This is a genomic window from Mesorhizobium sp. B2-6-2 (assembly GCF_006440615.1).
Taxonomy (GTDB): Bacteria; Pseudomonadota; Alphaproteobacteria; order Rhizobiales; family Rhizobiaceae; genus Mesorhizobium.
Genome location: NZ_VFUG01000001.1, coordinates 852,232 through 878,590, shown reverse-complemented (window position 1 = coordinate 878,590; position 26,359 = coordinate 852,232). Strand labels below are relative to the sequence as shown.

25 protein-coding genes and 1 tRNA gene are annotated in these 26,359 nt (G+C 64.3%); 16 read left to right on the top strand and 10 right to left on the bottom strand.

Annotation, left to right across the window (positions count from 1 at the left end; genetic code table 11):
• Positions 1–100 precede the first annotated feature (100 nt).
• Positions 101–1,378, top strand: a complete 1,278-nt coding sequence (gene hemA / locus FJ419_RS04315; RefSeq protein ID WP_140687847.1) for a 5-aminolevulinate synthase — start codon at positions 101–103, stop codon at positions 1,376–1,378.
• 11 nt (positions 1,379–1,389) lie between these two features.
• Here the strand turns inward: hemA and FJ419_RS04310 are convergent, their stop codons facing one another.
• Both FJ419_RS04310 and mscL read right to left on the bottom strand, forming a co-directional pair.
• Positions 1,390–2,556 (bottom strand): pyridoxal phosphate-dependent aminotransferase, encoded by a 1,167-nt coding sequence (locus FJ419_RS04310; protein WP_140687845.1) that lies wholly within the window; start codon positions 2,554–2,556, stop codon positions 1,390–1,392.
• Positions 2,557–2,667: 111 nt separating this feature from the next.
• Entirely contained in the window at positions 2,668–3,090 is a 423-nt protein-coding gene (gene mscL / locus FJ419_RS04305; RefSeq protein WP_095766185.1) for a large conductance mechanosensitive channel protein MscL, read from the bottom strand.
• A gap of 236 nt (positions 3,091–3,326) precedes the next feature.
• On the opposite strand from mscL, the gene FJ419_RS04300 reads away from it, so the two are divergent.
• The gene (locus FJ419_RS04300; RefSeq protein WP_181170595.1) at positions 3,327–6,809 is read left to right on the top strand and encodes a PAS-domain containing protein; all 3,483 of its coding nucleotides are present in this window, start codon (positions 3,327–3,329) and stop codon (positions 6,807–6,809) included.
• 16 nt (positions 6,810–6,825) lie between these two features.
• Here FJ419_RS04300 and FJ419_RS04295 read toward each other — a convergent pair whose 3' ends face one another.
• Complete coding sequence (locus FJ419_RS04295; RefSeq protein ID WP_140687840.1) at positions 6,826–7,461, bottom strand: TetR family transcriptional regulator; 636 nt, start codon at positions 7,459–7,461, stop codon at positions 6,826–6,828.
• 83 nt (positions 7,462–7,544) lie between these two features.
• Here FJ419_RS04295 and FJ419_RS04290 point away from each other — a divergent pair, with 83 nt between their 5' ends.
• Together FJ419_RS04290 and FJ419_RS04285 are read left to right on the top strand one after the other, a co-directional pair.
• On the top strand, positions 7,545–8,201 hold the full coding sequence (locus tag FJ419_RS04290) for an O-methyltransferase (protein ID WP_140687838.1): 657 nt from the start codon (positions 7,545–7,547) through the stop codon (positions 8,199–8,201).
• 104 nt (positions 8,202–8,305) lie between these two features.
• The gene (locus FJ419_RS04285) at positions 8,306–9,559 is read left to right on the top strand and encodes an MFS transporter (protein ID WP_140687835.1); all 1,254 of its coding nucleotides are present in this window, start codon (positions 8,306–8,308) and stop codon (positions 9,557–9,559) included.
• Positions 9,560–9,598: 39 nt separating this feature from the next.
• On the opposite strand, the gene FJ419_RS04280 is transcribed toward FJ419_RS04285, so the two are convergent.
• Positions 9,599–10,501, bottom strand: a complete 903-nt coding sequence (locus tag FJ419_RS04280; RefSeq protein ID WP_140687833.1) for a LysR substrate-binding domain-containing protein — start codon at positions 10,499–10,501, stop codon at positions 9,599–9,601.
• Positions 10,502–10,643: 142 nt separating this feature from the next.
• On the opposite strand from FJ419_RS04280, the gene FJ419_RS04275 reads away from it, so the two are divergent.
• Positions 10,644–12,155, top strand: a complete 1,512-nt coding sequence (locus FJ419_RS04275; RefSeq protein ID WP_140687831.1) for an MFS transporter — start codon at positions 10,644–10,646, stop codon at positions 12,153–12,155.
• 12 nt (positions 12,156–12,167) lie between these two features.
• Here the strand turns inward: FJ419_RS04275 and FJ419_RS04270 are convergent, their stop codons facing one another.
• Complete coding sequence (locus FJ419_RS04270; protein WP_095766186.1) at positions 12,168–12,827, bottom strand: response regulator transcription factor; 660 nt, start codon at positions 12,825–12,827, stop codon at positions 12,168–12,170.
• Between the two features lie 127 nt (positions 12,828–12,954).
• Complete coding sequence (locus tag FJ419_RS04265; RefSeq protein ID WP_095765880.1) at positions 12,955–13,386, bottom strand: hypothetical protein; 432 nt, start codon at positions 13,384–13,386, stop codon at positions 12,955–12,957.
• Positions 13,387–13,498: 112 nt separating this feature from the next.
• Between FJ419_RS04265 and FJ419_RS04260 the strand changes: the two genes are divergently transcribed.
• Both FJ419_RS04260 and FJ419_RS04255 read left to right on the top strand, forming a co-directional pair.
• Positions 13,499–13,846: a DUF952 domain-containing protein gene (locus tag FJ419_RS04260; protein WP_181170594.1), complete on the top strand. Its 348-nt coding sequence runs from the start codon at positions 13,499–13,501 to the stop codon at positions 13,844–13,846.
• On the top strand, positions 13,843–14,934 hold the full coding sequence (locus tag FJ419_RS04255) for a quinone-dependent dihydroorotate dehydrogenase (RefSeq protein ID WP_140687829.1): 1,092 nt from the start codon (positions 13,843–13,845) through the stop codon (positions 14,932–14,934). The genes FJ419_RS04260 and FJ419_RS04255 overlap by 4 nt, the downstream gene beginning before the upstream one ends.
• Here the strand turns inward: FJ419_RS04255 and FJ419_RS04250 are convergent.
• Complete coding sequence (locus FJ419_RS04250) at positions 14,927–16,261, bottom strand: MATE family efflux transporter (protein ID WP_181170593.1); 1,335 nt, start codon at positions 16,259–16,261, stop codon at positions 14,927–14,929. The genes FJ419_RS04255 and FJ419_RS04250 overlap by 8 nt on opposite strands.
• A 123-nt stretch (positions 16,262–16,384) precedes the next feature.
• Here FJ419_RS04250 and FJ419_RS04245 point away from each other — a divergent pair, with 123 nt between their 5' ends.
• Positions 16,385–17,287 carry a histone deacetylase gene (locus FJ419_RS04245; protein WP_140687825.1) on the top strand — a complete coding sequence of 301 codons (903 nt, stop codon included), beginning with the start codon at positions 16,385–16,387 and terminating at the stop codon, positions 17,285–17,287.
• A 12-nt stretch (positions 17,288–17,299) separates the two neighbouring features.
• Here the strand turns inward: FJ419_RS04245 and FJ419_RS04240 are convergent, their stop codons facing one another.
• Complete coding sequence (locus FJ419_RS04240; RefSeq protein ID WP_181170592.1) at positions 17,300–17,569, bottom strand: DUF6460 domain-containing protein; 270 nt, start codon at positions 17,567–17,569, stop codon at positions 17,300–17,302.
• A 385-nt stretch (positions 17,570–17,954) separates the two neighbouring features.
• On the opposite strand from FJ419_RS04240, the gene FJ419_RS04235 reads away from it, so the two are divergent.
• From FJ419_RS04235 to FJ419_RS04205, 7 genes are all read left to right on the top strand, one after another.
• Positions 17,955–18,569 carry an outer membrane protein gene (locus FJ419_RS04235; protein WP_140687823.1) on the top strand — a complete coding sequence of 205 codons (615 nt, stop codon included), beginning with the start codon at positions 17,955–17,957 and terminating at the stop codon, positions 18,567–18,569.
• A 262-nt stretch (positions 18,570–18,831) separates the two neighbouring features.
• On the top strand, positions 18,832–19,215 hold the full coding sequence (locus tag FJ419_RS04230; protein WP_181170616.1) for a hypothetical protein: 384 nt from the start codon (positions 18,832–18,834) through the stop codon (positions 19,213–19,215).
• Positions 19,216–19,315: 100 nt separating this feature from the next.
• On the top strand, positions 19,316–19,990 hold the full coding sequence (locus FJ419_RS04225; RefSeq protein ID WP_140687819.1) for a response regulator transcription factor: 675 nt from the start codon (positions 19,316–19,318) through the stop codon (positions 19,988–19,990).
• Positions 19,987–21,420, top strand: a complete 1,434-nt coding sequence (locus tag FJ419_RS04220) for a HAMP domain-containing sensor histidine kinase (protein WP_140687817.1) — start codon at positions 19,987–19,989, stop codon at positions 21,418–21,420. The genes FJ419_RS04225 and FJ419_RS04220 overlap by 4 nt, the downstream gene beginning before the upstream one ends.
• Positions 21,421–21,498: 78 nt before the next feature.
• Positions 21,499–21,572: transfer RNA gene (locus tag FJ419_RS04215), tRNA-Gly, on the top strand.
• A gap of 70 nt (positions 21,573–21,642) precedes the next feature.
• Positions 21,643–22,527 (top strand): hypothetical protein, encoded by an 885-nt coding sequence (locus tag FJ419_RS04210; RefSeq protein WP_181170591.1) that lies wholly within the window; start codon positions 21,643–21,645, stop codon positions 22,525–22,527.
• A gap of 81 nt (positions 22,528–22,608) precedes the next feature.
• Positions 22,609–23,352: a methyltransferase domain-containing protein gene (locus FJ419_RS04205; protein WP_140687813.1), complete on the top strand. Its 744-nt coding sequence runs from the start codon at positions 22,609–22,611 to the stop codon at positions 23,350–23,352.
• A 149-nt stretch (positions 23,353–23,501) separates the two neighbouring features.
• On the opposite strand, the gene FJ419_RS04200 is transcribed toward FJ419_RS04205, so the two are convergent.
• Together FJ419_RS04200 and FJ419_RS04195 are read right to left on the bottom strand one after the other, a co-directional pair.
• On the bottom strand, positions 23,502–23,837 hold the full coding sequence (locus tag FJ419_RS04200; RefSeq protein WP_140687811.1) for a protamine-2 (modular protein): 336 nt from the start codon (positions 23,835–23,837) through the stop codon (positions 23,502–23,504).
• 102 nt (positions 23,838–23,939) lie between these two features.
• Positions 23,940–24,929 carry a LysR family transcriptional regulator gene (locus tag FJ419_RS04195; protein WP_140687809.1) on the bottom strand — a complete coding sequence of 330 codons (990 nt, stop codon included), beginning with the start codon at positions 24,927–24,929 and terminating at the stop codon, positions 23,940–23,942.
• Between the two features lie 293 nt (positions 24,930–25,222).
• Here FJ419_RS04195 and chvE point away from each other — a divergent pair, with 293 nt between their 5' ends.
• The gene (gene chvE, locus FJ419_RS04190; RefSeq protein WP_140629562.1) at positions 25,223–26,293 is read left to right on the top strand and encodes a multiple monosaccharide ABC transporter substrate-binding protein; all 1,071 of its coding nucleotides are present in this window, start codon (positions 25,223–25,225) and stop codon (positions 26,291–26,293) included.
• Positions 26,294–26,359 lie beyond the last annotated feature (66 nt).

Below are 26,359 nucleotides of genomic sequence, written 5' to 3'. Positions count from 1 at the left end.
CGTTAGGAACAGGGCACGGGCGTGGCATTTTGACCGGTTGGGCGCGGTGGACGCGGCATGGGGCAGTGATTATGATCCGGCCCAAAATTGGGAAGTCGACATGAACTATCAGCGGTTCTTCGAGGATGCGATCGACCAGCTCCACGCCGAGCGTCGCTACCGCGTTTTCGCCGACCTGGAACGCATTGTGGGCAAGTTTCCGCGCGCCATCTGGCGTTGCAACGGCCGCGCCCAGGAAATCACGGTATGGTGCTCCAACGACTATCTCGGCATGGGCCAGAACGAGGACGTGATTGCCGCCTTCCAGAACGCGGCCGGCAAGATGGGCTCGGGCGCCGGCGGCACCCGCAACATTTCCGGCACCTCCAACCCGCTGGTCGAGCTCGAGCAGGAGCTCGCCGACCTGCATGACAAGGAGGCAGCGCTGGTCTTCACCTCCGGTTTCGTCTCCAACGAGGCCTCGATCTCCACAATCGCGCGGCTTCTGCCCAACTGCCTGATCATCTCGGACGAGCTCAACCATGCCTCGATGATCGAGGGCGTGCGCCGCTCGGGCGCGGAAAAGAAGATCTTCCGCCACAATGACGTCGCGCACCTGGAAAGCCTGCTTCAGGCCGCAGGGCGCGAGCGCGCCAAGCTGATCGTCTTCGAAAGCGTCTATTCGATGGACGGCGACATCGCGCCGATCAGAGAGATCGTCGAGCTCGCCGAACGCTACAACGCCATGACCTATATCGACGAGGTCCATGCGGTGGGCATGTACGGGCCGCGTGGCGGCGGCATCACCGAGCGCGAGGGCCTGGCCGACCGCATCGACATCATCGAGGGCACGCTGGCCAAGGCCTTCGGCACGCTTGGCGGCTACATTGCCGGCACCAGCGCCGTCATCGACGCGGTGCGCTCCTATGCGCCGGGCTTCATCTTCACCACCGCGCTGCCGCCGGCCATCGCCGCCGCCGCCACCACCTCGATCCGGCATCTCAAGCGCTCGCAGGCAGAACGCGACGCGCAGCAGCGCCAGGCGGCCAGAACCAAACAGGTGCTTGCCGCGGCCGGGCTGCCGGTGATGGAAACGGCCACGCATATCGTGCCGGTGCTGGTCGGCGACCCCGAACTTTGCAAGATGGCGAGCGACCGGCTGCTTGGCGTGCACGGCATCTACATCCAGCCGATCAACTATCCGACGGTGCCGCGCGGCACCGAGCGGCTGCGCATCACGCCCACACCCTTCCATTCGGATGCGCTGATCGCCCAATTGCAGGATGCGCTGGTCGAGACCTGGGATGCGCTGGGCATTCCCTATGCCAGCTCCGGCCGTCCCGCCGTCGCCAAGAGCGACCGGATCATTCCGCTGCTGGTGCCGAAGTCAGGCGGCTGAAGCCGCCTTTCTCACACCGTCTTCATCCATCTCGCCAGGCGATGCGCCGCTTCCTCAACCTGATCGAGGCGGCGGTGGAAGCATAGTCTGAGGAAAGCTTCGCCGCCGGGGCCGAAGGCGGTGCCAGGCGCCAGCCCGACATTGGCATTGTCGACGATGTCGAAGGCGGCGGTTCGGGAATCGGTGATGCCGTCGACCCTGAAGAACAGATAGAACGCGCCCTGCGGCGCGGTGAAGCGCGCCTTGCCGGTCGCGCCGAGTATGCCACAGACGAGGTCGCGCGCGGCGCGTGCACGCTCCACTTGTTCGGCAATGAAGCTGTCGCCCTCGTCGAGGGCAGCGACCGCGCCACGCTGCATGAACTGGGCGACGCCCGAGGTCGAGTACTGGATCAGGTTTTCGAACACCTGCTGCAAGGCTGGATGGGTCTTGATCCAGCCGACACGCCAACCGGTCATCGCCCAGTTCTTGGAGAAACTGTTGACGAACAGGATACGGTCGTCGGCCGTGGCGACGTCGAGGAAGGATGGCGCGCGGCCATGGCCGTAATAAAACAGCGAATAGATCTCGTCGGCAATGATCCACAGGCCTTTTTGGCGGGCGAGATCGAGGATTGCCTGCAGCGTCTGCCTGTCGGCGGTCCAGCCGGTCGGGTTGGACGGCGTGTTGATGAACAACAGCTTCGTGCGCGGCGTGATCGCGGAGGCGATCTTTTCGACATCGCAGGACCAGCCATTGCCGGACTGGTCGAGGGTGACCGGCACCGGAACGGCGCCCGCCACGCCGGCTGCCGCGGCGAAATTCGGCCAAGCCGGCGAGAGGTAGATCACCTCGTCGCCGCTGCCGGCGATCGCGTCGATGGCCAGTTGGATGGCGTGCATGCCGGATCCCGTGACGATGAACTCCTCCTCGGCGAAGGTCTTGCCGAAGTGCCTGGCGTAGTAGCGGGCGAGCGCCTGCCTGAGCTCGGGAATGCCCTTCTGCCAGGTGTAGAACGTCTCGCCATCGGCCAGTCCTTTGACGGCGGCATCGCTGATGAAGGCCGGCGTGGGCAGATCGCCCTCGCCGGCCCAGAGCGGGATCAGGCCTTCGCGCAGGCGGCCATGATTGACGACAGCGACGATGCCGCTTTCGGGCGCCGCACGGGCTTCGGCGCGCAAGGTCTCGATCAGGGTCATGCAAGAATCCGTCCGGTTTTTCGCGACTGCTAGCCTCTTTTACGACAGCCGCAAACAGAAAACCCCGGCCGCAAGCGGCCGGGGTTTTGGTCCAGGGCGCTGTTTGAGGAGTTACCTTTTCGCCAGCAGGTCGCGGATTTCGGTCAGCAACTGTACGTCGGCGGGCGGCGGTGCCGCGGCAGCAGCCGGCTTCTCGCGCTCCAGCCGTCTGCGCAGATTGTTCACCGCCTTGACCATCAGGAAGATGATGAAGGCAAGAATCAGGAAGTTCAACACGACCGTGATGAAGCTGCCATAGGCGAAGACGGCGCCTTCTTTCTTGGCATCGGCCAGCGTGGCCGAATGGACGTTCGATGACAACCCGAAGAAGTAGTTGTTGAAGTCCAGCCCGCCGAAAATCGCGCCGATGATCGGCATGATGATGTCGTTGACGAGCGAGTCGACGATCTTGCCGAAGGCGGCGCCGATGATGACGCCGACGGCCAAGTCCATCACATTGCCCTTGGAAATGAATTCCTGGAATTCTTTCAGCATTCGGCCCTCCTTGCCATGACCGGCCGTGCTGCCGCCCCGGCTCTCCGGCACCGATCCGAAGCCACAATAACAAAAACCCCCGGTTGAAAAACCGGAAAAAGGGTGAAGACACCGGTTTGTGCTTACCTGCCTCGCCAGCCGCATATGCGCCAAAAGCCGCGATGGACTTGGGCTCCAAGCTGTGGTTGCGTCTTAACGACCGGATGAGGAAACCGGCCAGGGAGGAAGTGCGGACCGTGCAAGGCTGGTTCGTCGTCATCATCGCGATCGCCTATGTGACGCTGCTTTTCGCCATCGCCAGCGTCGGCGACCGGCGCTCGGTGGCAGCCGGGCTCGGTCGGGCGCGACCCTTCATCTACGCGCTCAGCCTCGCCATCTACTGCACTTCCTGGACTTTCTTCGGCTCGGTCGGCCTGTCCTCCGAGCGCGGCCTCGAATTCCTCGGCATCTATACCGGTCCGGTGCTGGTCTTTGTGTTCGGCTTCCCGCTGCTCAACCGCATGATCCGGCTGGCCAAAAGCGAGAAGATCACCTCGATAGCGGACTTCCTCGGCGCCCGCTACGGCAAGAGCTTCATCGTCGCGGCGATTGCGACGTTGATCGCGACCATCGGCGCGGTGCCCTATATCGCGCTGCAGCTCAAGGCGATCTCGGGTTCCGTCAGCCTGATGGTCGAGCACTATACGGGCTCGCCGCCCTCTTTCGATCCGTTCGTCAGCGATATCTCGCTGGTGGTGGCGATGTTGCTGGCGCTGTTCGCGGTGCTGTTCGGCACCCGCCATGCCGACGCCACGGAACATCAGGACGGGTTGGTTCTGGCTGTCGCGGTCGAGACCGTGGTCAAGCTCGCCGCCTTTCTCGCCATCGGCCTGATGGTGATGTTCCTGATCTTCGGCGGGCCCGGCGACATGTTCGCCAGGCTTGCCGGAAACAGCCAGGTGCGCCAGGCGATGAGCTACAGCACCTCGCTGGCCACCTGGCTGGTGCTGACCGGCTTGAGCGGGTTTGCCGTGCTGATGCTGCCGCGACAGTTCTACGTCACCATCGTCGAGAACCGCAGCGAGGCGGAGCTGCGCACCGCGACCTGGGTGTTCCCGCTCTACCTCGTGGCGATCAACCTCTTCGTGCTGCCGATCGCCTTTGCCGGCCTGTCGCTGGTCGGCGACAAGACCAGCAGCGACCTCTATGTCTTGTCGCTGCCGCTGCTCAGCGGGCATGATCTGCTGGCCATGGCCGCCTTCGTCGGCGGCCTGTCGGCGGCGACCGCGATGGTGATCGTCGAGAGCGTCGCGCTGTCGATCATGATCTCCAACGATCTCGTCATCCCGCTGTTCGTGCGCCGCGTGCTCAAGACGAGTTCTTCGGAGAACGAGGACTGGTCGACGCTGATCCTCAATGTGCGCCGCGCCTCGATCTTCATCATGCTGTTCATCGCCTTCCTCTATTATCGCGAGAGCACCAATAGCGCGCGGCTGTCATCGATCGGCCTAATGTCGTTTGCCGCGATTGCCCAATTCGCGCCGGCGCTGGTCGGCGGGCTGATCTGGCGCCGCGCCAACGGCCGGGGCGCAGCCCTCGGCATGGTCGCCGGCATCGCCGTCTGGGGTTATACGCTGCTCCTGCCTTCGCTCGGCCCCGAATCCGATATCGTCGTCCACGGCCTGTTCGGTTTCGAGGCGCTGAAGCCGCAGGCGCTGTTCGGCACCGTCGGCGAGCCGCTGAACCATGGCGTGCTGTGGAGCCTCTCGGTCAACACGCTGTTTTTCGTCCTCGGCTCCCTCTCCCGCGCGTCCGTGCCGCTGGAGCGCATCCAGGCGGCGATCTTCGTGCCGCGCGAGGCCGGCCCGATGCCTAGCCTGCGCCGCTTCCGCACCGCCGTCACCGTCAACGACCTGAAGGATACGATCTCACGCTATCTCGGCGTCGAGCGCACGGAGCGCTCGTTCCAATCCTTCGAGAGGGATGCGAAAGTCTCCCTGCACGGCACCGAACAGGCCAGCATGGATGTCATCCGCTTCTCTGAGCAATTGCTGGCGAGCGCCGTCGGCTCGTCCTCGGCGCGGCTGATCCTGTCGCTGCTCTTTCGCCGCAACGATCGCGATTCCAAGGATGCCTTCAAGCTGCTGGACGACGCCACCGAGGCGCTGCAGCACAATCGCGACCTGCTGCAGATCGCGCTCGACCAGATGGAGCAAGGCATCACCGTCTTCGATCGCGATTTCCGGCTGATCTGCTGGAACCGGCAATACCGGTTGCTGTTCGACCTGCCGGACGAGATGGGCCAGGTCGGCGTCTCGCTCGACCGGATCCTTCGCCACCTTGCCGAGCGTGGCGATATTCCCGCCGACCAGCGCGTGACGATGCTCAACCGGCTGACCAATTTCGCCGGCCCGTGGCAGATGGAGCTGAAGACCAGCGGCCGCATCCTGGAGCTGCGCTCCAACCCGATGCCCGACGGCGGCATCGTCGCCACCTATGCCGACATTTCCGGCCGCGTCGAGCAGGACCTGGCGCTGAAGCGGGCCAATGAATCGCTGGAGCAACGGGTCAAGACCCGCACCGTCGAGCTCACCCGCGTCAACGAGGAACTGGCGCAGGCGCAGATGCTGGCCGAGGAAGCCAACCTCGGCAAGACGCGCTTCCTCGCCGCCGCCGGCCACGACATCCTGCAGCCGCTCAACGCCGCCCGCCTCTATTGCTCGTCGCTGATCGAGAAGGCAGGTAAGGGACCGGCCGGGAAGGCCGCCGTCAACATCGAATCCTCGCTGGAATCGGTCGAGACCATCCTCGGCGCGGTGCTCGACATCTCGCGGCTCGATGCCGGCGCGATGAAGCCGGACAGTACCGCTTTCAACCTGGGCGGACTGCTCGGTCAGATCGGCAACGATTTTCGCCCGCTTGCCGCTGAAAAGAAGCTCGAACTCACGATTATTCCATCCTCACTCGGCGTCATGACCGACCGGAACCTGTTGCGCCGGTTGATCCAGAATCTCGTTTCCAACGCCATCAAATACACGCGCCAGGGCCGCATTCTGGTTGGGGTGCGGCGACGCGGCGAGCTGGCGGAGATCCAGGTGATCGACACCGGCATCGGCATTGCCGGCGACAAGCTCAGCACCGTCTTCCACGAGTTCACGCGCCTCGACGAGGGCGCGCGCGAGGCCGAAGGCCTTGGCCTGGGGCTCTCCATCGTCGACCGCATCGCCAGGGTGCTGCGGCTCGAGATCCGCATCTACTCCAACCCCGGCAAGGGCACGCGCTTTTCCGTGATCTTGCCGGTCGCGACCGTCGCCGCGCCGCCGCGCGAGGCCGGCAAGGCGCCGACCCGCTCCGCCTCGACGCTTGCCGGGCTCAATGTGCTGTGCATCGACAATGACGCGCGCATCCTCGACGGCATGCGGCTGCTGCTCGAAGGCTGGGGATGCCGCGTCGAGACGGCTTCGGGATCAGGCGATCTCCTGAAGCCCGGCGCGCCGAACCCGGACCTCGTGCTGGCAGACTATCACCTCGACGGTGGCACCGGGCTCGATGCGGTCGCCACGCTGCGCGCCGCCTACGGGCAGGACCTGCCCTGCGTGCTGGTCACCGCCGACCGTTCCAGCGAGGTGCGCGCGGCTGCCGGCCGGCTCGACATTCCGGTCGTCAACAAGCCGCTGAAGCCGGCCGTACTGCGCTCGATGATGGCGCGCGTCAGGCCGCTGGCGCCGGCCGCCGAATAGAGACAAAGCGCTGCTATCAGCCGCGATGCCCGAGGCTTCGGAGATAGGCGCAGAACATGTCGGCGAGCGCATCGGAATAGGCTTCGATCTCATCGGCCGTTCGCTCCCTTTCCGAAAAATCCGCCCCCACGGCGCTCAGCGTCTTGATGATCAGGTCGCCGGCCAGAGCGCGGCCGGTATCCGGCGCGTCAGGAAGCGTCTCGCGCATGAAGGTCTCGACGGTCCGGCTCGCCGCCGCCCTCGCCTCCTCAGCCTCCGGCGCGTCCCGATAGAGCGGCGCAGCGTCGTTCAGCGCGCCGCGCACCGCCGCCTCCTCGCATTCGGAGCGGATGAAGGCATGGACCAGCGTTCTTATCCGCTCGAGCGGCGATAGCCCGGCGTTTTCGAGAATGCCGCACAAAAGCTCGGTCGTCTGGCGCCACTCGTCGCTCTGCAGCCTGAACAGCAGCGCCGCCTTATTCGGGAAATACTGGTAGAGCGAACCGACGCTGACGCCCGCCCTTTCGGCGACGCGCGTGGTGGTGAAGCGCTGCGCGCCTTCAGCAGCCAAAACCTGAGCAGCCGCCTCTAAAATCGCCGCGACAAGTTCCGTGGCGCGCGCCTGTTTTGGCTGTTTTCGGGTGGAAATTGAAGGGCTTGGGCGTTGGATCATGGTCACGCGCCGAAATGCGAATTGGAAACCTGAAGGATTATTCGTATTTTTGAAGCGACACAAGAACCCCGCCGGAGACAGCCATGACCATCTTGACCGCAACCCCTTTGGCACCGCTGCTCGCCCGCCTGTTCAAGGAAGCCGACGCGGCGACCAGCCCGGCGATCGCACGGTACTCGCGCGAGGAACGGACGCGCCTGCTGCACAGCAAGACCGAATATCGCCAGTTCTACGGCAGCCTGAAGGACCTGTGGCTTGCGGTCTCGCCGGAGACCGGCACGCTGCTCTACATGCTGGCGCGGAGCACCGGCGCACGCATCATTGTCGAATTCGGCACCTCGTTCGGCATCTCGACGCTCTATCTCGCCGCGGCGCTGCGCGACAATGGCGGCGGCCGGCTGATCACGACGGAATTCGAGTCGTCGAAGGTAAACCGGGCCAAGGCCAATCTGACGGAAGGCGGCCTCATCGACCTGGTGGAGATCCGCGAGGGCGACGCGCTGGAAACGCTCGCCACCGACCTGCCCGACCAGATAGACCTCCTGCTGCTCGACGGCGCCAAGGCGCTCTATCCGGAGATATTGAGCCTCGTTGAGAGCAGGCTCAGGCCGGGCGCGCTGGTCATCGCCGACAATGCCGACTTCTCGCCCGAATATCTGGAGCGGGTGCGCGCGCCGGCCGGCGGCTATATGTCGACGCCGTTCGGCGACGACGTGGAGCTGTCGATGCGGCTCAGCTAAGACCTGCTCGAAACTACTCATGCTGCTTCTGAGGCAGCCGTAGGCGTTTACGTCAGCCAACGCGCAATCCCGGCCTTCGGGCCTTTGACGCGTAGGTGACATCCATGACCCTCCTCTCATCTTCCTGGCGCGGCCTGCCGCGCCCGGCCCTGCTCGGCCTCTTCCTGTTCTTCTGCGCCGGTTTCGCCGACGGCGCGCTGGTGGCCTTCTTTCCGCTCTGGGCGAGCGGCGAGGCGAACATTCCGATCGGCGCGATCGGCCTTTTGTTTGCTTGCTATGCCGGCGGCGAATTGATCGCCGCGCCGCTGATCGGCGGCATCGCCGACCGGATCGGCCGGCGGCCGGTGCTGATCCTGTCTTCGCTCGGCGTCGGCTGCGGCTTCATCGCGCTGTTCTTCGCCCATGGCGTCGCCGCCACCGCGGCCGTGCTGCTTTTGACAGGCATATGCGAGTCGGTGCTTCACCCGACCATCCTCACGGCAATCGCCGATGTGACGGGGCCTTCGGCGCATCCGCGCTGGTTTGGCATGGCCCGAGTCAGCTCAAGCGCTGGACAGATCCTCGGCCCGGCCTGCGGCGCGCTGCTGGCGCTCGTTTCGCTCGGCAGCGTGTTCCTGGCTGGCGGCGGCATGCTCATCCTTGGCGGCATCGTCATGCTTGCCGCATTCGCCGAGACGCGCGGCCATGCCGCAACCGACCATGAGGAAGCGGAGGAAGAGGAAGGCCTGTCGGCGCTGCTGCCAGCCTTCCGCGATGGCCGCCTGGCAAAGCTGCTCGCCTGGGTCGTGCTGTTCGAGGTTTCCGGGAACTGGATCGAAGCGGTCATTCCGCTCTATGCGCAGGATGCCGGCACGCTGAGCCCATCCGGTGTCGGCGCCCTGTTTGCCTATGCGGCCGCCCTAACGGTCGGATTGCAGATGCTGGTCAGCCGCTTTGCCGAGACGCGATCGGCTCTTTGGCTGGCAGCCGGCGCCGGCATCTCGACCATCGCCGCCTTTGCCCTGCTGGCGACCTCGCCGGCGATACTTTCGCTGGTCGTCGCAGTCAGCTTCTGCTCGGTGGGACAGATGCTGGTCGGGCCGCTCGTGCCGACCGCCGTCAACGCGCTCGCACCATCGTCGCGACGCGCTTCCTATATGGCCGCCTCGTCTGTGGCGGTCGACCTCAAGGACTCGCTCGGACCGTCGGTCGGCACGGCGCTCTATGCGCTCGCGCCGCGCCTGCCCTGGATCGCCGGCATTCCACTGGTGGCGATCGCCTCGCTGGGCCTCGGCGCCGCGATCGGGCGGGCGCGAAACTCCGCGGACACCGCCGACGACGATGCGATGCCCGGCTCGGCCGTCGAGAACTATCGCTGAGCCTTCAGCACTGCGGCCAAACCACATCGGCCGGCAGCTTCAGATGGAGCTGTCGGCCATTTGCGAATTGCGGAACCGAGGCCTCGCGCCATTGGCCGCTGGACGGTGCTCGCGAAATGCCATGGCAAGGGTGCGCAGCGCCTCGCGCGATTGCGGATCGGAGAGCGTGGAAAGCAGCAGGATTTCGGTCGCCGGCAGCGGCGGCAAGCCGAATTTGCGGCTGACCTCGATCGTTCCCGGCGGGGCGAGCCGACAGGAGAAGACCGCCGTGGCAAGGCCGGCCGAAACGGCTTCCGCAACCGCAAAGGAACCGCAGCCCAGGAAAACCTGCGTCCACGGGATACCGACCGCGTCGAGCGCACCGGTGACGATGTCGCGGATGCTGCAGGACGGCGAGGAAGCGGCAAGCCGCAGCGGCTCGCCGGGGCGGTAGACGAAATCCGGCGTCGCGTACCAGCCGAATTGCTCCGGCGCCAGCACCTCGCCGTCGCGGCGGTCATCCTCGCGACGCACGATCGCAGCGTCGAGCTCGCCGCGATCGAAGGCGGCCAGCAGGTCGCGCGTATCGTCGAGCCGCACCTCGATGGTCAAAGCCGGATCATGGGCATTGAGCCGCGCCAGCAGGGTCGGCACTTCGGCGCCGCCGACATGGGTGGCGATCCCTAGCCGGAAATGACGGCGGACGGCGGTGAGGCTGGCGACGGCGCGGTCATGCGCGGCAAGCAGCTCGCGCGCGGGCTCCAGGAACACAGTGCCGCGCGCCGACAGCCGCACCAGCCTCGGCGTTCGCTCAATCAATTTTTCGCCGATCCGATCCTCCAGCCGCTTCAGCTTGACGCTGATCGCGCCTTGCGTGCTGCCGAGGGCCTCGGCGGCGCGCGTGAAGCTGCGCAGGTCGGCGACGGCGACGAAGGCTTTCACCGCATCTACGTCCAGCGTCATGTCAGCTATCCCATTTTGTTGTCACTGAAATACCCAACCATGTAATTTTAAAATGATCAAGCCTGCGCTAACTTGGGTTGAGCGCGCAGCGGCGAACGGCCATTCGGTTGCGCCCTGCCCAAGAAACTCAAGAGGTCTGACCATGGCACCTGTCCTCACCCGCCGGGGCATCGTCGTTCTGTTTGCCGCATGTCTTGCCTGCCTGATGTTCGGGCTGGAAATATCGAGCGTCCCAACCGTTCTGCCGACGCTGGAACAGGTGCTCGACGCGGACTTCAAGCAACTGCAATGGGTGATGAACGCCTATACCATCGCCGTCACCACGGTGCTGATGGCGGTCGGCACCTTGGCCGATCGCTATGGACGCAAGCGCGTCTTCCTGGTCTCGATCGCCGCCTTCGGTCTCACCTCGCTGATCTGCGGTCTGGCCGGCAATGTCTCGACTTTGATCGTCGCGCGCTTCCTGCAGGGGTTGAGCGGCGGCGCGATGCTGATCTGCCAGCTCGCTGTGCTGTCGCATGAATTCCAGGAAGGCCGAGAGCGCGCCGTGGCCTGGGGCTGGTGGGGCGTCATCTTCGGCATCGGCCTCGGCTTCGGCCCGATCGTCGGTGGCGGCATCGTCGCCGTGTCGAGCTGGCAGTGGGTGTTCCTCATCCACGTGGCGGTCGCGATCGTCGCATTCGCGCTTGCGCTCACCGGCGTCCATGAATCGAAGGACCCGCAAGCAGGCAGGTTGGATCTCGCCGGCATCCTGACCTTGTCGCCTGCCGTCTTCTGCCTCGTCTTCTATATCACGCAAGGACCGGAGCTTGGCTTCGCCAGCCTGGCCGCCCTGGCGATCCTTGGCCTGTCGATCGCAAGCTTCGTGGCGTTCTTTATCGCCGAAAGGATCAGCAAGCGGCCGATGTTCGACTTTTCGGTCTTTCGTATCCGCCCGTTTTCCGGCGCGATCGTCGGCTCGGCGGCAATGAACATCAGCTACTGGCCGTTCATGATCTATCTGCCGATCTGGTTCCATGCCGGATTGGGCCTCGACAGCTTCGCCACCGGCCTTGCCTTGCTCGCCTACACGCTGCCGACGCTGGTGATGCCGCCTTTGGCAGAGCGGCTGTCGCTGCGCTACCGGCCCGGCGTCATCATTCCGGCAGGGCTCGCGATCATCGGCATTGGCTTCCTCCTGATGAGGTGGGGCAGCGCCGCGGCTCACGCCAACTGGCTGACCATGCTGCCCGGCTGCCTGATCGCGGGCATTGGCCTCGGCATCACCAACACGCCGGTGACCAACACCACCACCGGCTCGGTTTCGCGTGATCGCGTCGGGATGGCATCCGGCATAGACATGAGCGCGCGCATGATCTCGCTTGCCGTGAACATCGCCGTGATGGGTTTTATCCTGGCGAGCGGCGCGCTCGCGCATCTCATGGCAGCGCTGCCCGATCTCGATAACGCAAGGCTCTATTTATTCGCCGAGGCGATCGCGGCCGGCAATCCAGTGCCGGGATTGCCGGACAAGGTCGCGCATGACGCGCTGGCGCACGGCTTTGGCTGTGTGATGCTCTATGGCGGTATCGGCGTCTGGGTCATGGCGGCAATCGGCTTTGCCATCTTCAAGGCACGACCGGCGCGGCAGGAGGCGGTTCAGCGCCCGGACTGAACCGGATGCTGGTCAGCCGACCGGCTGCAGCGGGTCGCCGCCGATCTTCGACAGCTGGATGACCGCCTGGGTGCGGCTGTCGACGCCGAGCTTCTGCAGGATAGCCGAGACATGCGCCTTGATGGTGGCCTCGGAGACGCCGAGCTCATAGGCGATCTGCTTGTTGAGCAGGCCCTCCGCCAGCATGCCGAGCACCCGCGTCTGCTGCGGCGTCAGCGCCTGCAGGCGCTTGATCAGGTCGGAGATTTCAGGGTCGCGCTCGACGCCCAGCTCAATGCCGGCCGGCGCGGCAATGTCGCCGGCAAGCACCGCCTGCACGGCGCCGCGGATCTCGTCCATGCTGGCTGATTTGGAAATGAAGCCGGAAGCGCCGAGATCGAGCGCGCGGCGGATGGTGACGGGATCGTCATGCGCCGATACCACCACCAGCGGCACCGCCGGATGGATGCCGCGCAGCGAGATCAGGCCGGAGAGGCCGCTGGCGCCCGGCATCGACAGGTCGAGCAGCACCATATCGATATCTTCATTGGCAAGCACCAGCGCTTTGGCGCTTTCGAAATCGCCGGCCTCGTGGATGGCAGCAACGTCGCCGATGCCGGCAAGCGCCTCCTTCAGCGCGCCGCGAAAAAGCGGATGGTCGTCGGCAATGACGAAAGTGTGGCCCGACGGCAAATATTCCTCCCCCGATCCCATCATCATTATGTGCTTCTTGCGGGGACCGGAATGATTATGCGGCGACGCCGCGCGTTTTCAAGCGACAAAGGCCGCGCGCGGGGTTTTCCCCAGGGCGGCTTTGCCATCAGGTCTTCTGCTGGTTCAGCTTGCCGTCGCCGTCTTCCTTGTCCAGGTCCTTGACGATGTCCTTGAAGGTCCGGAAGAAGCGCTCCATGTAGCCCATCGTCTTGTTGAAATCCTCTTCGCTGGGCAGTTGCGATTCCAGCCGGGCGGACAACGAATTCTCGAGCTTGGCGACACGCGCGTCGAGCGCCTTGACCGAATTGTCCAGCCGATCGATCTCGTCCTGGTAGGCGGCCCGCTCGTCGGCGGCCATCTTGCAGACGAGCTGGCCCGAGCGCTCCTCGCAGACAGACATGGCGCCGGTCCTTGTGTCCATGCGGACATAGCCGTTGGCCGATTTCTCCAAACGGTAGTGGTCGGTTTCCTCGGAATAGGCGGATGCGGCAACCAGCGAGCAAAGCGCCGCGGGGATCACGATGTGCTGCAGACGCATGCTGTTCCTCCATGAGCCGGTGAAGGCGGGCTATCACAGGTTTGCGCCGGAAATGGGGAAGAGTCGAGCTTCGAGCCTTCCCCGCACCTTCGGTTCGGACTATAGCGCGACAATGTCTCAGATTATCTACAAGATCGCGCCCGAGGCGCTGTGGCGCGAAGCCGAGAGGAACGGGCGCTTCACCGGTGCGCCGATCGACATCGCCGACGGCTTCATCCATTTCTCCACCGCCGGCCAGGTTCGCGAGACGGGGGCCAAGCATTTCGCCGGGCAGACGGACCTGCTGCTGATCGCGATCGACGCGGCAAGGCTGGGTGATGCGCTGAAATACGAGGTCTCGCGCGGTGGCGCCCTGTTCCCGCATCTCTACGCCGAGCTCGACCTCGATGCGGTTCTCTGGGTAAAGCCGTTGCCGCTCGGCGCGGGCGGCCACGAATTCCCGGCGCTGGAGGGCGAATGAGCGTGCTCGACCGGATCGGCCAGAAGCTGCTTTTCTCCTTCGATCCGGAAACCGCGCATGGCCTGTCGATCGCGGCGCTGCGCTGCGGGCTGCCGGTCGGCGCGACGGCGCCGCGGCGCCCGACGCATGACGCACGGCTGAAGGTTAGCCTTTGCGGCCTCGACCTCCCCAACCCGCTCGGCATGGCCGCCGGCTACGACAAGAACGCCGAAGTGCCGGACGCGCTGCTTGGGCTTGGCTTCGGCTTTGCCGAGGTCGGCACCATCACGCCGCTGCCGCAAGCCGGCAATCCGAAGCCGCGCATCTTCCGGCTGACCGCGGACGAGGCGGTGATCAACCGGCTGGGCTTCAACAATGAAGGCCACGCGGCCGCCGAAAAGCGTCTTGCCGCGCGCAAGGGCCGGCCGGGCATCGTCGGCGTCAACATCGGCGCCAACAAGGACAGCGCCGATCGCATCGCCGATTATGAGCGTGGCGTCGCCCGCTTTGCGCCCCATGCGAGTTATCTGACGGTCAACATCTCCTCGCCCAACACGCCGGGCCTGCGCAACATGCAGGCGCGCGAGCAGCTCAGCGAGCTGTTGAAACGTGTGATGGCGGCAAGGACGGAAGCGTCGATGCAGCCGCCAGTCTTCCTCAAGATCGCGCCGGACCTCGTCGATGCGGAACTCGAAGACATCGCCGCCGAAGTCGCAGAGAAGAAGATCGACGGCGTCATCGTCTCAAACACGACGCTTGCAAGGACAGGATTGCGCAGCGGCAGCGTGGCGAATGAAACCGGCGGTCTTTCAGGGAAACCATTGTTCGAGCGTTCGACCGCGGTTCTGGCCCGGATGCGCAAGTTGCTCGGGCCCAACATGGCCATCATCGGCGTGGGCGGCGTCGACTCCACCGAAACGGCGCTGGAGAAAATCCGCGCCGGCGCCGATCTCGTCCAGCTCTACACCGGCATGATCTATGCCGGGCCGGCACTGCCGGGGCGCATCATTGCCGGCATGGCGCGGTTCGTGGAACGCGAGCGGCTTGGCTCGATCAGGGATCTGCGCGACTCGGCTTGCGAGCGCTGGACGTCAAAACCGATCAGCTGAACGCCGTTCGCATTCTGAGCCGCAGGACCGTCAGCAAGCTCAGCCCCCTCACCAGCAGGAAGACATGCAGCGATGCCCACAGGCCGCTGTTGCCGAATGCCGGCGCCAGAGTGATGAGCGCAGCGCTGAAGGCGAGGAACGACAACAGCATCATGTTGCGCATGTCGCGCGACCAGGTGGCGCCGATGAAGACGCCGTCCATCTGGAAGGCCAGCACACCGCTCAGCGCCGTGAAGGCCGCCCAGGGAAGATAGGTGTCGGCGACCGCGCGAACATCCATCGAGGTCGTCACCAGCGCCACCAGAATGGCGCCGGCGGTCAGCAGGATGAGCGTGGCGATACCGGCGAGGCCAAAGCCCCAGATCAGCGTCAGCCGTACCGCCTGCCGGAATGGGGCAGGCGCATGCGCGCCGATGGCGCGGCCGGCGAGCTGCTCGGCGGCGGTGGCGAAACCGTCGAGGAAATAGCCGGCGATGAGGAAGAAGTTCATCAGCACGGCGTTGGCGGCGAGCGTCACCGTGCCGAACTGCGCGCCTTGCCTGGTGAACAGCGCGAAGGCGGCAAGCAGCGAGAAGGAGCGGATCATGATGTCGCGGTTGAGCGACAGCATGCGCCGGTAGGCCGGCAAATCGAGGATGCGGCGGCGCGACGGCCGTTCCAGCTTGCGAAAGCGGGCGAGCACGATCGCAAGGCCGAGCAGCATGGCCAGGAACTCGCCGGTGACCGTCGCCCAGGCGACGCCGGCAACGCCCCAGCCGAGCTCGAGGCCGAGCAGGAAGCAGAGTGCGATGTTGATGCCGTTGAGCACCGCCTGCAGCATCAGCCCGAGACCGCCTTCGCCGCGCCCCAGCACGTAGCCCAGTATGGCGTAGTTGATCAGCGAGAAGGGCGCGGCGAGCAGCCTGATGCGGATATAGACCGACATCGCTTCGCTGACACGCGGCTCGGCGCCCATGAACCATTGGCCGGCGACGGCAAAGAGCGGCGCAAGGGCGGCAAGTATGACGCCCGCGACGACCGCGATCAGCACGGCGCGCCACAGCACCGCCTGCTCTTCCAGCGCATCGCCGCGCCCGAAGGCCTGGGCGACGAGGCCGGTGGTGCCCGAACGCAGGAAGTTGAAGGTGGTGAAGACGACGTCGAACACCAGCGAGCCCGCCGCGAGGCCACCGAGCAGGGCAGCATCGCCGAACTGGCCGACCACCGCGGTATCGACGATGCCGAGCAGCGGCGTCGTCAGGTAGGCAAGCGTCATCGGCACCGCGATCGCCAGCACTGAGCGGTTGGTGACGGCGAAAGACCTGGCGTTGGCTTGAGTCGCGTCCAAGGGATTACTGCCTGTCCGATTGCGGCTTGATCGAGGACCCGATGTGCCCCAGTTTGCCGGCGTCACGCAACCATATCCGCCGGACTGCCAACCGAATTGCAAACCTGGCGCAGCCCCCAATTCATGCCGCTGCAGATCGTCCATCACCCCGACTATGACGCAGGCTTCGCCGTCAACCATCGCTTTCCGATGAGCAAATATCCGCTGCTGATGGAGGCCTTGCGCTTACGCGGTCTAGCCGTGCCCGGCGCGCTTTCGCTGCCGGAACCGCCACCGGCTGCACTGCTGAAGCTGGCGCACGCCGCCGACTATGTCGACCAGGCGATCGCCTGCCAGGTGCCGGCGAAAATAGAGCGCGAGATCGGCTTTCCGATCGGCCCGCGCGTGTCATTGCGGGCGCAGCTCGCCACCGCGGGTACGGTGCTGGCCGCCAGGCTGGCGCTTAAACACGGCATTGCCTGCAATGCGGCGGGCGGCAGCCATCATGCCAGGCGCGCGCAAGGCGCCGGCTTCTGCACCTTCAACGATGTCGCCGTCGCCTCGCTGGCGCTGCTGGCCGAAGGCGTCGTCGAAAACGTGTTGGTCGTCGACCTCGACGTGCATCAGGGCGACGGCACGGCCGACATTCTCAAGGACGAGCCTCGCGCCTTCACCTTTTCCATGCATGGCGAGCGCAACTACCCGGTGCGCAAAATCGCCTCCGACCTCGACGTCGCCTTGCCGGACGGCACCGGCGACGGCGCCTATCTCGAACGGCTCGCCGCCATCCTGCCGGTCCTATCCGGGCAGAGGCATTGGGACATCGTCTTCTACAATGCGGGCGTGGATGTCCATGCCGAGGACAGGCTGGGCCGGCTGGCGCTCACCGACGACGGGCTCGGCGCCCGCGAGGACATGGTCATCGGCCATTTCCGCAGACAGGGCGTGCCGCTGTGCGGCGTCATCGGCGGCGGCTACTCGACCGACGTGCCGGCGCTGGCCGCGCGCCACGCCATCCTGTTCGAAGTGGCGTCGCGATATGCGTGAGGCCGCGCTGGGCTACTTCCTGTAGCTGGCGATCCTCAGCAGCACGAACACCGGCACGACGATAGCGGCGCCGAGCAAGATATAGCCCAGGAAGCGGTCGATGGCGTGGAAGCCGAGATTCCACAAATCGACGAAGAACTGGCGGATGCCGTAGAAGACGTCCATCGGCGACCAGCCGAAGGCATGCATGACGAGGCCGACGAGGAAGGAGACCACGAGCAGCTTCAGGAACACCCTGAGCGGCGTGTCGCCAAGAAAGCGCGTCAGTGCGGACAAGGCCATTCTCCGGTTCGAGCCGCCCGATTCGGCGGCGTGGCCCAGAAATACGCATTCGCTTGTCCGCCATCAAGCGGCCCGGCTGCCGACCTGCACCGCCTCGAAAACCTAATTTTGCGTAAACAGAAACGCTGCAAATTGCTGAAAATAAAAAGAAAAATCTTCATTTTGCTGGCCCGCGCAATGTGCATGCAATTTTCGCCTGACAGATAGCGCTGGTCTTTCGAGCAATGTGTCGCAACGGAAGTTCGGACCGCAAGGCGCCTGCCTTGCGGCACGGCTTTATTTTGCCCGCGAGAGACAAGCGAACCGGAGCGGCGATCCCAGGAGCCTGCTTCACAGGTCAATCCGCGCATGGTGTTGCCCTGCGCATATGCGTTTGGAGTGGAACGTGTCTTATCGAACCAAAATCGCCCTTACCGCGGCTTTTGCCGCCTGTCTCAGCGGGACGGCAATGGCCGCCGACCTCTCGCCCGCCTATAACGATCCGCCCGCCTTCCAATGGAGCGGCGCCTATGTCGGTGTCCATGGCGGAACGGCCTTCACCAAGATGCCCAATCCGTTCGCCGGCCGGAATGGCTGGAGCGGCGGCGTGCAGGCCGGCTATAATATCCAGTCGGGCCCGGCCGTGTTCGGCGCCGAGCTCGAAGGTTCCTATCTCGGCGGCGCCGAACACAATGTCCAAGGCGGCAAGATCAAGGAGAAATGGCGCGCCGCCGCGAAGGCCAAGGCCGGTCTCGCCTTCGACCAGACGCTGGTTTTCGGCACCGCCGGTGTCGCCATGACCACATTCGACAAGGCAGGCGGCGTGCGCGACACCGACAGCCGCAAGCTCGGCTATCTGGTGGGTGCAGGCGTCGAGCAAGCCTTTGCCGGCGGCCTCTCCGCCAAGGTTGAATATGACTATATCCGCACGCCCGATGTGGAAACGAGATCGGCGATCGGTAAAGCGAAGACAAGTATAGGCAGCCAGGAACTGAAGGCCGGCATCAACTACCGCTTCTAGAGCAATTCCAGGAAAAGTGTGTGCGGTTTTCCGTTCGGAATTGCGCAAAAACAAAGAGCTAGGGCGGTTCGCCGTTTCCATGAAACGGTGAAACGCTCTAGCGCCTGGAATGCCGGAGAGCAGTTTTCCGTGGCGGCCCGACCCCGCCGATCTCCACCGCGGGAAATTGCCTTTCTCCACCTTGATGACTGTCCGCGTAATGTCGATGCAATTTTCAAGGCCTAGCTCGCAAGGGCCTATCCCAGGGAACCGGACCATGTTCATGTCAACCAGGGGCCACAGGCTGGCCCTGAAAAGCTTGTTTGCGGCGGCGCTTGTCTGCCTGTCCGCCTGCGCTTCCGACGTCATGAAGAACTACGTCGGACAGCCTCTCGAATCCGTCGTCCTCGACTACGGCCCGCCGACCGCGGTCGTCGAGCTCGGCCAGGGCGAGCGCGCCTATCAGTGGCGCAAGATCTCCACCAATGCGGTCTCCGGCTCATCGAGCGGCGAGGTGCGCCGCACCAAGCACGGCAGCGAATATGAGGTGACCGAGACGCCCGGCTATATCGAGCGCCAGGAGTGTTTCTACACATTCTACGCCCGTTCGTCCGGCGGTCGCTGGTTCATCACCAATTTCCGAAAGCCGAAGTTGGAATGCGAATGAGACCATCACAAGCGGCGGACTGGCTCTTGCCGCGTAGCGGTCGAAGCTCTACCGGGCCGACCAGGACGGCTGCATGCTGTTCCACCGGCGGAGATGAAGAATGCGTATCCTGCTGATCGAGGACGAGCCGGAAATGGCGTCGGTGCTGAAGACCGCGCTGGAGCGGCAGGATTTCGTCGTCGACCGGACCGCGACGCTGGCCGATGCCGAGATCATGGCGAAGATCGGGACGCACGATGCGATCGTGCTCGGCCGCCGCCTGCCCGATGGCGAGGGCCTCGACCTCATCCCGCGCCTGCGCGCCATGAATGTCGACACGCCGGTGATCGCGCTGACCGCCATGGCCGGCATCGACGACCGCGTCGCCGGGCTGAATGCCGGCGCCGACGACTATATGGTGAAGCCCTTCGCGACCGAGGAACTGGTGGCGCGACTGCGCGCGCTGCACCGGCGGCAATTCACCTTGCGCGCCGAGCGTATCGAGGTCGGCCGCCTCGCCTACGACTTCCGCGATCGCGAGGCGCTGGTGGATGACGAGGCGCTCGAATTGCCCCGGCGCGAACGCCTGGTGCTGGAAACGCTGATCAGGCGACCGGGCCGGGCGATCATGCGCCGGGCTTTGGAGGAGGCGGTCTACGCGCTGGATGACGAGATCGGTTCAAATGCCCTCGACGCGCATATCTCCAGGCTGCGCCGCAAGCTGGAAGACGTCGCCGCCGGCGTGGAGATCCGCGCCATCCGCAATATCGGCTATCTGCTCAGGGCCTTGCCGTGAGGCAGCGGCGGCCACGTTCGCTGCAATGGGTGCTGGTGCGGCGGCTGATCCTGCTGCAGGCAGCTATGCTGGCCATCTTCATCGCGCTCTGCGCCGCAGCGCTCTGGATCGCCAACCCGACGCCGCTGGTCGACAATGAGGCCTCCGTCGCGGCGCTGAAGGGTGCCGTCGACCGCGACGCCAACGGCCGGCTGGTGGTGCGCGAGACGGCAGAACTCGAGCAATTCCGCGAGAGCTTTCCGCATGTTTGGTATGTCATCCGCGACAAGACCGGGCAGAGCATCCGCTCCGGCGCCGTGCCGGATATTTATGCCGGCACACCCGGCCTTCTGCTGGACTCGGTCGAGCGTGCCACCCTCAACCTCAATCGCGATGATCTGCGGCCCGAAGCTTATGTCGAGAACATTACGACCAAGGCGGGGCCGGTGCAGATCATCACCGCGACGCGCTCGTCGCGGGAACAGACCGACGGCCTGGAAGTGAACATCTCGGCGAACGTGGACGTGGCGCGCAATCCCGACGGCAGCCGCAACTGGCAGCGCGCTTTGCCGGCGCTGTCGCTGATCGTCCTGATCCTGGTCCTACCCATCATTCTGGTCATGGGGCTGACCACGCTGGTGACGACGCCCGCCGTGGTACGCAGATCCTTCGCCGGCCTGGTCGACACGGCAGACCAGGCCGCTCGCATCGACATCAACACGCGCGGCATGCAGTTGTCTGTGCAGCGCGTGCCGCAGGAGATCGCGCCGCTGGTCCACGCCTTCAACCAGACGCTGGCGCGCCTGGCCCATGGCTACGACCAGCACAACCGCTTCCTGACCGATGCCGCGCATGAATTGCGCACGCCGATCGCCATCCTGCGCACGCGAGCCGAGCTCCTGACCAAGGAGCCACAGAGCGAACGCCTGCTGCAGGATATCGAGAGGCTGTCGCATCTTGCCCAGCAATTGCTCGACCATCAGATGCTGGAGCGCCCTGGCGACGAGCGTCGGATTGTCAACCTGACCGAGCTCGGCCGCCGGGTCGCCGCCGACCTCGCGCCGCTGGCGATAGAGGCCGGCTACGACCTTGCCTTCGAGCCGCCGGCCGGCGAGATCCATGTCGAGGTGAACGGCTCGCAGATCGAGCGCGCCCTGGCGAACCTGGTGCGCAACGCCATCGACCATGGCGGCGGCTCAGGCATCATCACTGTCGCGATCGACGAAAGCGGCGGCATCGAGGTGCGCGACGAGGGTCCGGGTATTCCCGCGGCAGAGCGGGAGAATGTGTTCCAGCCCTTCTACCGCCTGCAGCCGCAATCGCGCGGGGCGGGCCTCGGGCTCAACCTCGCCCGCCAGATCGCCGAGCTGCACGGCGGCACGGTCAGGATCCTGGACGGTTCAGGGCGGGGTGCGCGGGTGCGTGTCGAACTGCCGGCATCAAGGTGTTGATCGCCCATCGTGCAGAGGCATCAGGACTGCTTTGCCGATTGCTTGCAGCCCGGGCCTCATGTTAACGAGGTGGCCGACGCGGGTATGATGTAATGGTAGCTTGTCAGCTTCCCAAGCTGAACGCGCGGGTTCGATTCCCGCTACCCGCTCCATCTCGCGGCGATAATTCTGAGCCGCTTGGGAGCAGCTTGCGGTTGTTGCGCGGAAGTATAAAAGCGAAGCATGCCGCGCGCCCTGTCGAAATATAATGTCCGCGAATGGTTCAGATGTCGACCGTTGGTCGACCGCAAGAATCATGCCCGCTACCAAGTTCGAGAGCGCATGGCGCTGGCCAGGCACGCGGGCCCAGTGCCGCTTCCTCGCATCCATGGCCGAAAAGTCCTGATTACGATCAGTTTCAACGACCCCCAGGTGATCGAGTGGCAGACGAAGTTGATCGCGAGAAATGTGCCCGACGCCCTCCAGGTTGTTGCCGACAACTCAACCAACCTGGCCGCAAGGGACGCCATTCGCGACATCTGTGCAGCGGCCGGTGTTGCTTTTGTGGCAGCGCTGGCCAACCCTTGGACAAGTCGAGAGCAGGACGGGGGCAAATCGCACGGCTATGCCCTGAATTGGGCCTGGAGGAACATCGTTCTCGCGAACCGGCCTTCCATGGTCGGTTTTCTGGATCACGATATTTTCCCCACGGCAATGACAAACCCTTTCCGCATGCTGGATCGAGCCGCCGTCGCGGGATTGGTTCGAAAAACTCCAGATGAGCGCTGGTACCTGTGGCCAGGCTTTGCTTTTTTCAACTTAGGTCGATTGCCGACAGATCGGCTCAACTTCGGCAGGGATTGGCTCGACGGGTTCGATACCGGGGGGCTGAATTGGCACTGTCTGTACCGGGCACTCAGCAATGAAGATCTGTGTGCCGCCGACTATGAACGGATCTCGGTCGCTGCCAGCGTAGCGATGGACGAGGCGCTTTTCGAGCGAATTGACAGCTGGCTTCATGAAAGCCGCTTCACGACCGACATTGACATGGCGCCAGCGCGCCGTCAGCAGTTGCTTGAGCTCAAGCGACGCAGCATCCTGGATACCTTGATGGCACTGCCCGCATAATTCGGCTGCTCCAGGTGGTCAGGGGAACTGTACTGGTCGATCAGGTCACGTTATCGACCAATCAACGCGGGTCAGATTTCAATGCACGAGACGTCATTCGTAAAAGCCGAGATATTTTTGCAAACCTATGGAGACGAGTTCGCTGAAACTGGCGTGCGCGTGCTGGAAATCGGCTCAAAATCCTACGATGCCCAAAATACTTATCGGCCGCTATTCGCCCATCCCAGATTTGCTTACACTGGCCTCGATATCGAGCCGGGCAACAACGTGGACATCGTTCCAGCGAACACCTTCGTCTGGTCCGAAATCGCAGATTGCTCTTTCGATCTTTGCCTGTCGGCATCTACCTTTGAGCACAACCCGTTCTTTTGGGTCACATTCGCAGAAATCGCGCGCGTGACGAAGCCAGGCGGTCTGGCGCTCATCATCGCGCCGGGGGCAGGCCACGTGCACCGATACCCGTATGACTGCTGGCGGTTCTATCCGGATTCGTGGGGCGCTCTTTGCTCCATGACCGGCATGGAACTAGTGGAAAGCTACTTTGAGACCGACAAGATTGCAGCCGCAAACCCTGAAAACTTTTGGCGTGACAGCGCCGTAGTGGCTCGCAAGCCAAAGCTTTCAGGGGTAGATCTGCACGCGTTTCATTCCCGCCTCCAGAAGATCGCGTCACTTTTCGTTGACGAGAGGCCACCGTCGCAGATTGCTCCCGAGCGGCATGGCAAATGGGTGGAGGCCTATGAGCACTTCATGCAGCGGAAATACCCCATGACGCTCAGCCGAATGATCAACAAGGCTATCAGACGACCGAGCAAGATTTACTAACGCCCCTGTTTGTACCCCCTGCTGATCGGGCAAAGCCGAGACCTGTCGCGAAGCGGAGCCGGCAGCATCTGAGGCCTTGGGCTAACTCCCAGCATGGGGTCTTGCGCTGCGGCGCAAGACCCATCCGGAGGAGCGTTGGATTGGCGACGCTAAAGCCGGAAGCCGATCCAGACGCGGCGACGCCAGCAGCGGACATGGCGCCGGCCATGGCGCCAGTAACGGCGGCAGACCCTTCTCCAAACGTGGCGCCGACGGCGGCGGTAGTACCGATCACGGTAATACCGACGGCGGTAGTACTGGGCTGGCTGCAGCAGATCGGCCTGGTCATCCTCCTCGTAGATGGCCGGATCCGGCTTGTCCAATTCATCCAGAATTCCGTTGCTGGCGGGAATACCGGCAACGGCCTTGCTGGGTCCGGCCAGGCTTGCAAGCGCTGCCGCCCCCGCAACGCCAAGCATTCCGGTGAGAAACAACCGACGTTCCATAAAAACCTCCCGAGCTGTTGGGCACGGCAGCCCTTCCTCACCCGCAACGAGCTTCAGGGAGCGGCCGATCGGTTTGAACGTGCAAGTAGCATTCTCGTTCCATTAGCCCACCTCGCGCAAAATGAAGTCGTGCAGCATCTTGGCGGCGGGCGAGAGCGCGCGGTTCCTGACCGTGATCAGGCTGTAAGGCCGGACCTCGATGTCGAACTCGGTCTGCACGACATCGATGGCGCCGGCCAGCCCATCGCCGCCCTGGATGAACTTGGCGACTTGGATCGAGACCGGCGCGATGGCGTCGGACTGCGCCACCATCACCAAGGTGAGCAGCAGCGAAGAGGTGTTGAGGATGCGGTCGGGCAGCGGAATGTCGCGGTTCAAAAAGTTGCTTTCCATCGCCTGGCGCAGCGGCGAGCCGCCAGACTGGAACACCCAGTCATAGGCCGCGGTGTCTTCCAGCCGCACCATCTTGCCGCTCGCCAGCGGGTGGCCGCGGCGCACGATGAGGCAGGCCTTCTCGACGCCGATGACGCGCGATTCGAAGAGCCGCGGATTGAGATCGTCCGGGATGCGGGCGATGATGAAGTCGTGGCGCGAGGCAATCAGCTCGCGGGCGAGCACGTTCGAGGTCTCGACCTGCATGGTGATCTCGATGCGCGGATAGATGCGGCGGATCTCACGGATCGCCGGCACGGCCAGCTCGATCGCGGGCGCCGTCACGGCGCCGAGGAATACGGAGCCGCCCTTGCCGGACTTGAGCTCGGAAATCTCACGATCGACCTCCCGCATCTCCAACAGGATGGAGCGGGCGCGCCGGGCGAGCGCCTGGCCGTAAGGTGTCAGCGTCACGCCGCGCGGCAGCCGCTCGCACAACTTCACGTCGAGCACCGCTTCCATCTCGGCGATCATGCGCGAAGCGGCCGGCTGAGAGATGTTCATGACCTGGGCGGCGGCGCTCACCCGCCCGTGATCGTCCAAGGCGGCGATCATGCGCATGTGGCGGAGACTGAGGCCGCTGCGCAGCAACGTCTCGCCATCTCCCGGCAATTTCTCGTAACCGCCTGAAATCGCATCGGGATCGCGCAACGCCGCCATGGTTTTCGGTCTCCTGTGCGGGTTTCTATCGATCGCTTAAGCCATACCAGTCTTGATATAGCAACCAGCAAAGATCGCATTTGACAGTTATGTCAAAGCGACCCACCCTCCGCGCGTTCCGATGCGCAGGGGTCGGCGACGAGCGAAATCGTATCGATTGAAACTGCGCCGCGGGGCCGATTGGGAGGATACCGGAGATCGATAAAGCCGACAGTGGCGCGCCAGCGCACCTGTTCGACTGCGCGGCCCGCGAAGCCCCGAGGTGTCGCGTCCATCAACCAGGGAGAGTAATCGTGAAGATCATCAAGACGCTGGCCGCCATCGCGGCCCTTGGCATTGCCGCCACGACCTATTCGGCGCACGCCGCCGACAAGGGTCTCGTCGGCGTGCTGATGCCGACCAAGACCTCGCAGCGCTGGATCAACGACGGTGACGCCGTCAAGTCCCAGCTCGAAGCGCTCGGCTATACCGTCGACCTGCAATATGCACAGGACGACATCCCGAACCAGCTCAGCCAGCTGGAAAACGAAATCACCAAAGGCCCGAAGGCGCTGATCATCGCTTCGATCGACGGCACCACCATGGCCGACGCGCTGCAGAAGGCCAATGATGCCGGCGTCGTCACCATCGCCTATGACCGCCTGATCAAGAAGACTCCGAATGTCGACTACTACACCACCTTCGACAATTTCGGCGTCGGCGTGATCCAGGCGAACTCGCTGGTCAAGGGCCTCAAGGAGCGCTTCCCGAACACCAAGCCGTGGAACGTGGAGCTGTTCGGCGGCTCGCCGGACGACAACAACGCCTTCTTCTTCTACAACGGCGCCATGTCGGTCTTGCAGCCGCTGATCGACGACGGCTCGATCAAAATCAAGTCCGGCCAGATGGGCATGGACAAGGTCGGCACCTTGCGCTGGCTCGCCGCCACCGCCCAGGCGCGCATGGACAACCTGCTCTCGGCCAACTACTCGGACGGCAGCCGCGTCGACGGCGTTCTGTCTCCCTATGACGGCCTGTCGCGCGGCATCACCGCCTCGCTGCGCGCCGTCGGCTACGGCACGGAGGCCCAGCCCTGGCCGATCGTGACCGGCCAGGACGCCGAGACCGCCTCGGTCAAGCTGATCATCTCGGGCGAGCAGTACTCGACCGTGTTCAAGGACACCCGCGAGCTGGCCAAGGCCACCGTGCAGCTGGTCGACAAGGTGCTCTCCGGCGGCAAGCCGGACGGCCTCGACACCAAGACCTACAACAACGACGTCAAGGTCGTTCCCTCGATCCTGTTGACGCCGCATGAGGTCGACAAGTCGAACTACAAGGAACTGGTCGTCGACTCCGGCTACATCAAGGCTGAAGACCTGAAGTAATCCGGTCTCAAAGGAAGGGGTCCTGCGCGACGCAGGGCCCCTTTTCGTTCGCAAGCGACCCCGGTA

Excerpts from the sequence above, each read along its gene's own strand:
- hemA (WP_140687847.1), top strand. The coding sequence starts at position 101 with ATGAACTATCAGCGGTTCTTCGAGGATGCGATCGACCAGCTCCACGCC.
- FJ419_RS04310 (WP_140687845.1), bottom strand. The coding sequence starts at position 2,556 with ATGACCCTGATCGAGACCTTGCGCGCCGAAGCCCGTGCGGCGCCCGAA.
- mscL (WP_095766185.1), bottom strand. The coding sequence starts at position 3,090 with ATGCTGAAAGAATTCCAGGAATTCATTTCCAAGGGCAATGTGATGGAC.
- FJ419_RS04295 (WP_140687840.1), bottom strand. The coding sequence starts at position 7,461 with ATGATCCAACGCCCAAGCCCTTCAATTTCCACCCGAAAACAGCCAAAA.
- FJ419_RS04290 (WP_140687838.1), top strand. The coding sequence starts at position 7,545 with ATGACCATCTTGACCGCAACCCCTTTGGCACCGCTGCTCGCCCGCCTG.
- FJ419_RS04285 (WP_140687835.1), top strand. The coding sequence starts at position 8,306 with ATGACCCTCCTCTCATCTTCCTGGCGCGGCCTGCCGCGCCCGGCCCTG.
- FJ419_RS04280 (WP_140687833.1), bottom strand. The coding sequence starts at position 10,501 with ATGACGCTGGACGTAGATGCGGTGAAAGCCTTCGTCGCCGTCGCCGAC.
- FJ419_RS04275 (WP_140687831.1), top strand. The coding sequence starts at position 10,644 with ATGGCACCTGTCCTCACCCGCCGGGGCATCGTCGTTCTGTTTGCCGCA.
- FJ419_RS04265 (WP_095765880.1), bottom strand. The coding sequence starts at position 13,386 with ATGCGTCTGCAGCACATCGTGATCCCCGCGGCGCTTTGCTCGCTGGTT.
- FJ419_RS04260 (WP_181170594.1), top strand. The coding sequence starts at position 13,499 with ATGTCTCAGATTATCTACAAGATCGCGCCCGAGGCGCTGTGGCGCGAA.
- FJ419_RS04255 (WP_140687829.1), top strand. The coding sequence starts at position 13,843 with ATGAGCGTGCTCGACCGGATCGGCCAGAAGCTGCTTTTCTCCTTCGAT.
- FJ419_RS04245 (WP_140687825.1), top strand. The coding sequence starts at position 16,385 with ATGCCGCTGCAGATCGTCCATCACCCCGACTATGACGCAGGCTTCGCC.
- FJ419_RS04240 (WP_181170592.1), bottom strand. The coding sequence starts at position 17,569 with ATGGCCTTGTCCGCACTGACGCGCTTTCTTGGCGACACGCCGCTCAGG.
- FJ419_RS04230 (WP_181170616.1), top strand. The coding sequence starts at position 18,832 with ATGTCAACCAGGGGCCACAGGCTGGCCCTGAAAAGCTTGTTTGCGGCG.
- FJ419_RS04225 (WP_140687819.1), top strand. The coding sequence starts at position 19,316 with ATGCGTATCCTGCTGATCGAGGACGAGCCGGAAATGGCGTCGGTGCTG.
- FJ419_RS04210 (WP_181170591.1), top strand. The coding sequence starts at position 21,643 with ATGCCGCGCGCCCTGTCGAAATATAATGTCCGCGAATGGTTCAGATGT.
- FJ419_RS04205 (WP_140687813.1), top strand. The coding sequence starts at position 22,609 with ATGCACGAGACGTCATTCGTAAAAGCCGAGATATTTTTGCAAACCTAT.
- FJ419_RS04200 (WP_140687811.1), bottom strand. The coding sequence starts at position 23,837 with ATGGAACGTCGGTTGTTTCTCACCGGAATGCTTGGCGTTGCGGGGGCG.
- FJ419_RS04195 (WP_140687809.1), bottom strand. The coding sequence starts at position 24,929 with ATGGCGGCGTTGCGCGATCCCGATGCGATTTCAGGCGGTTACGAGAAA.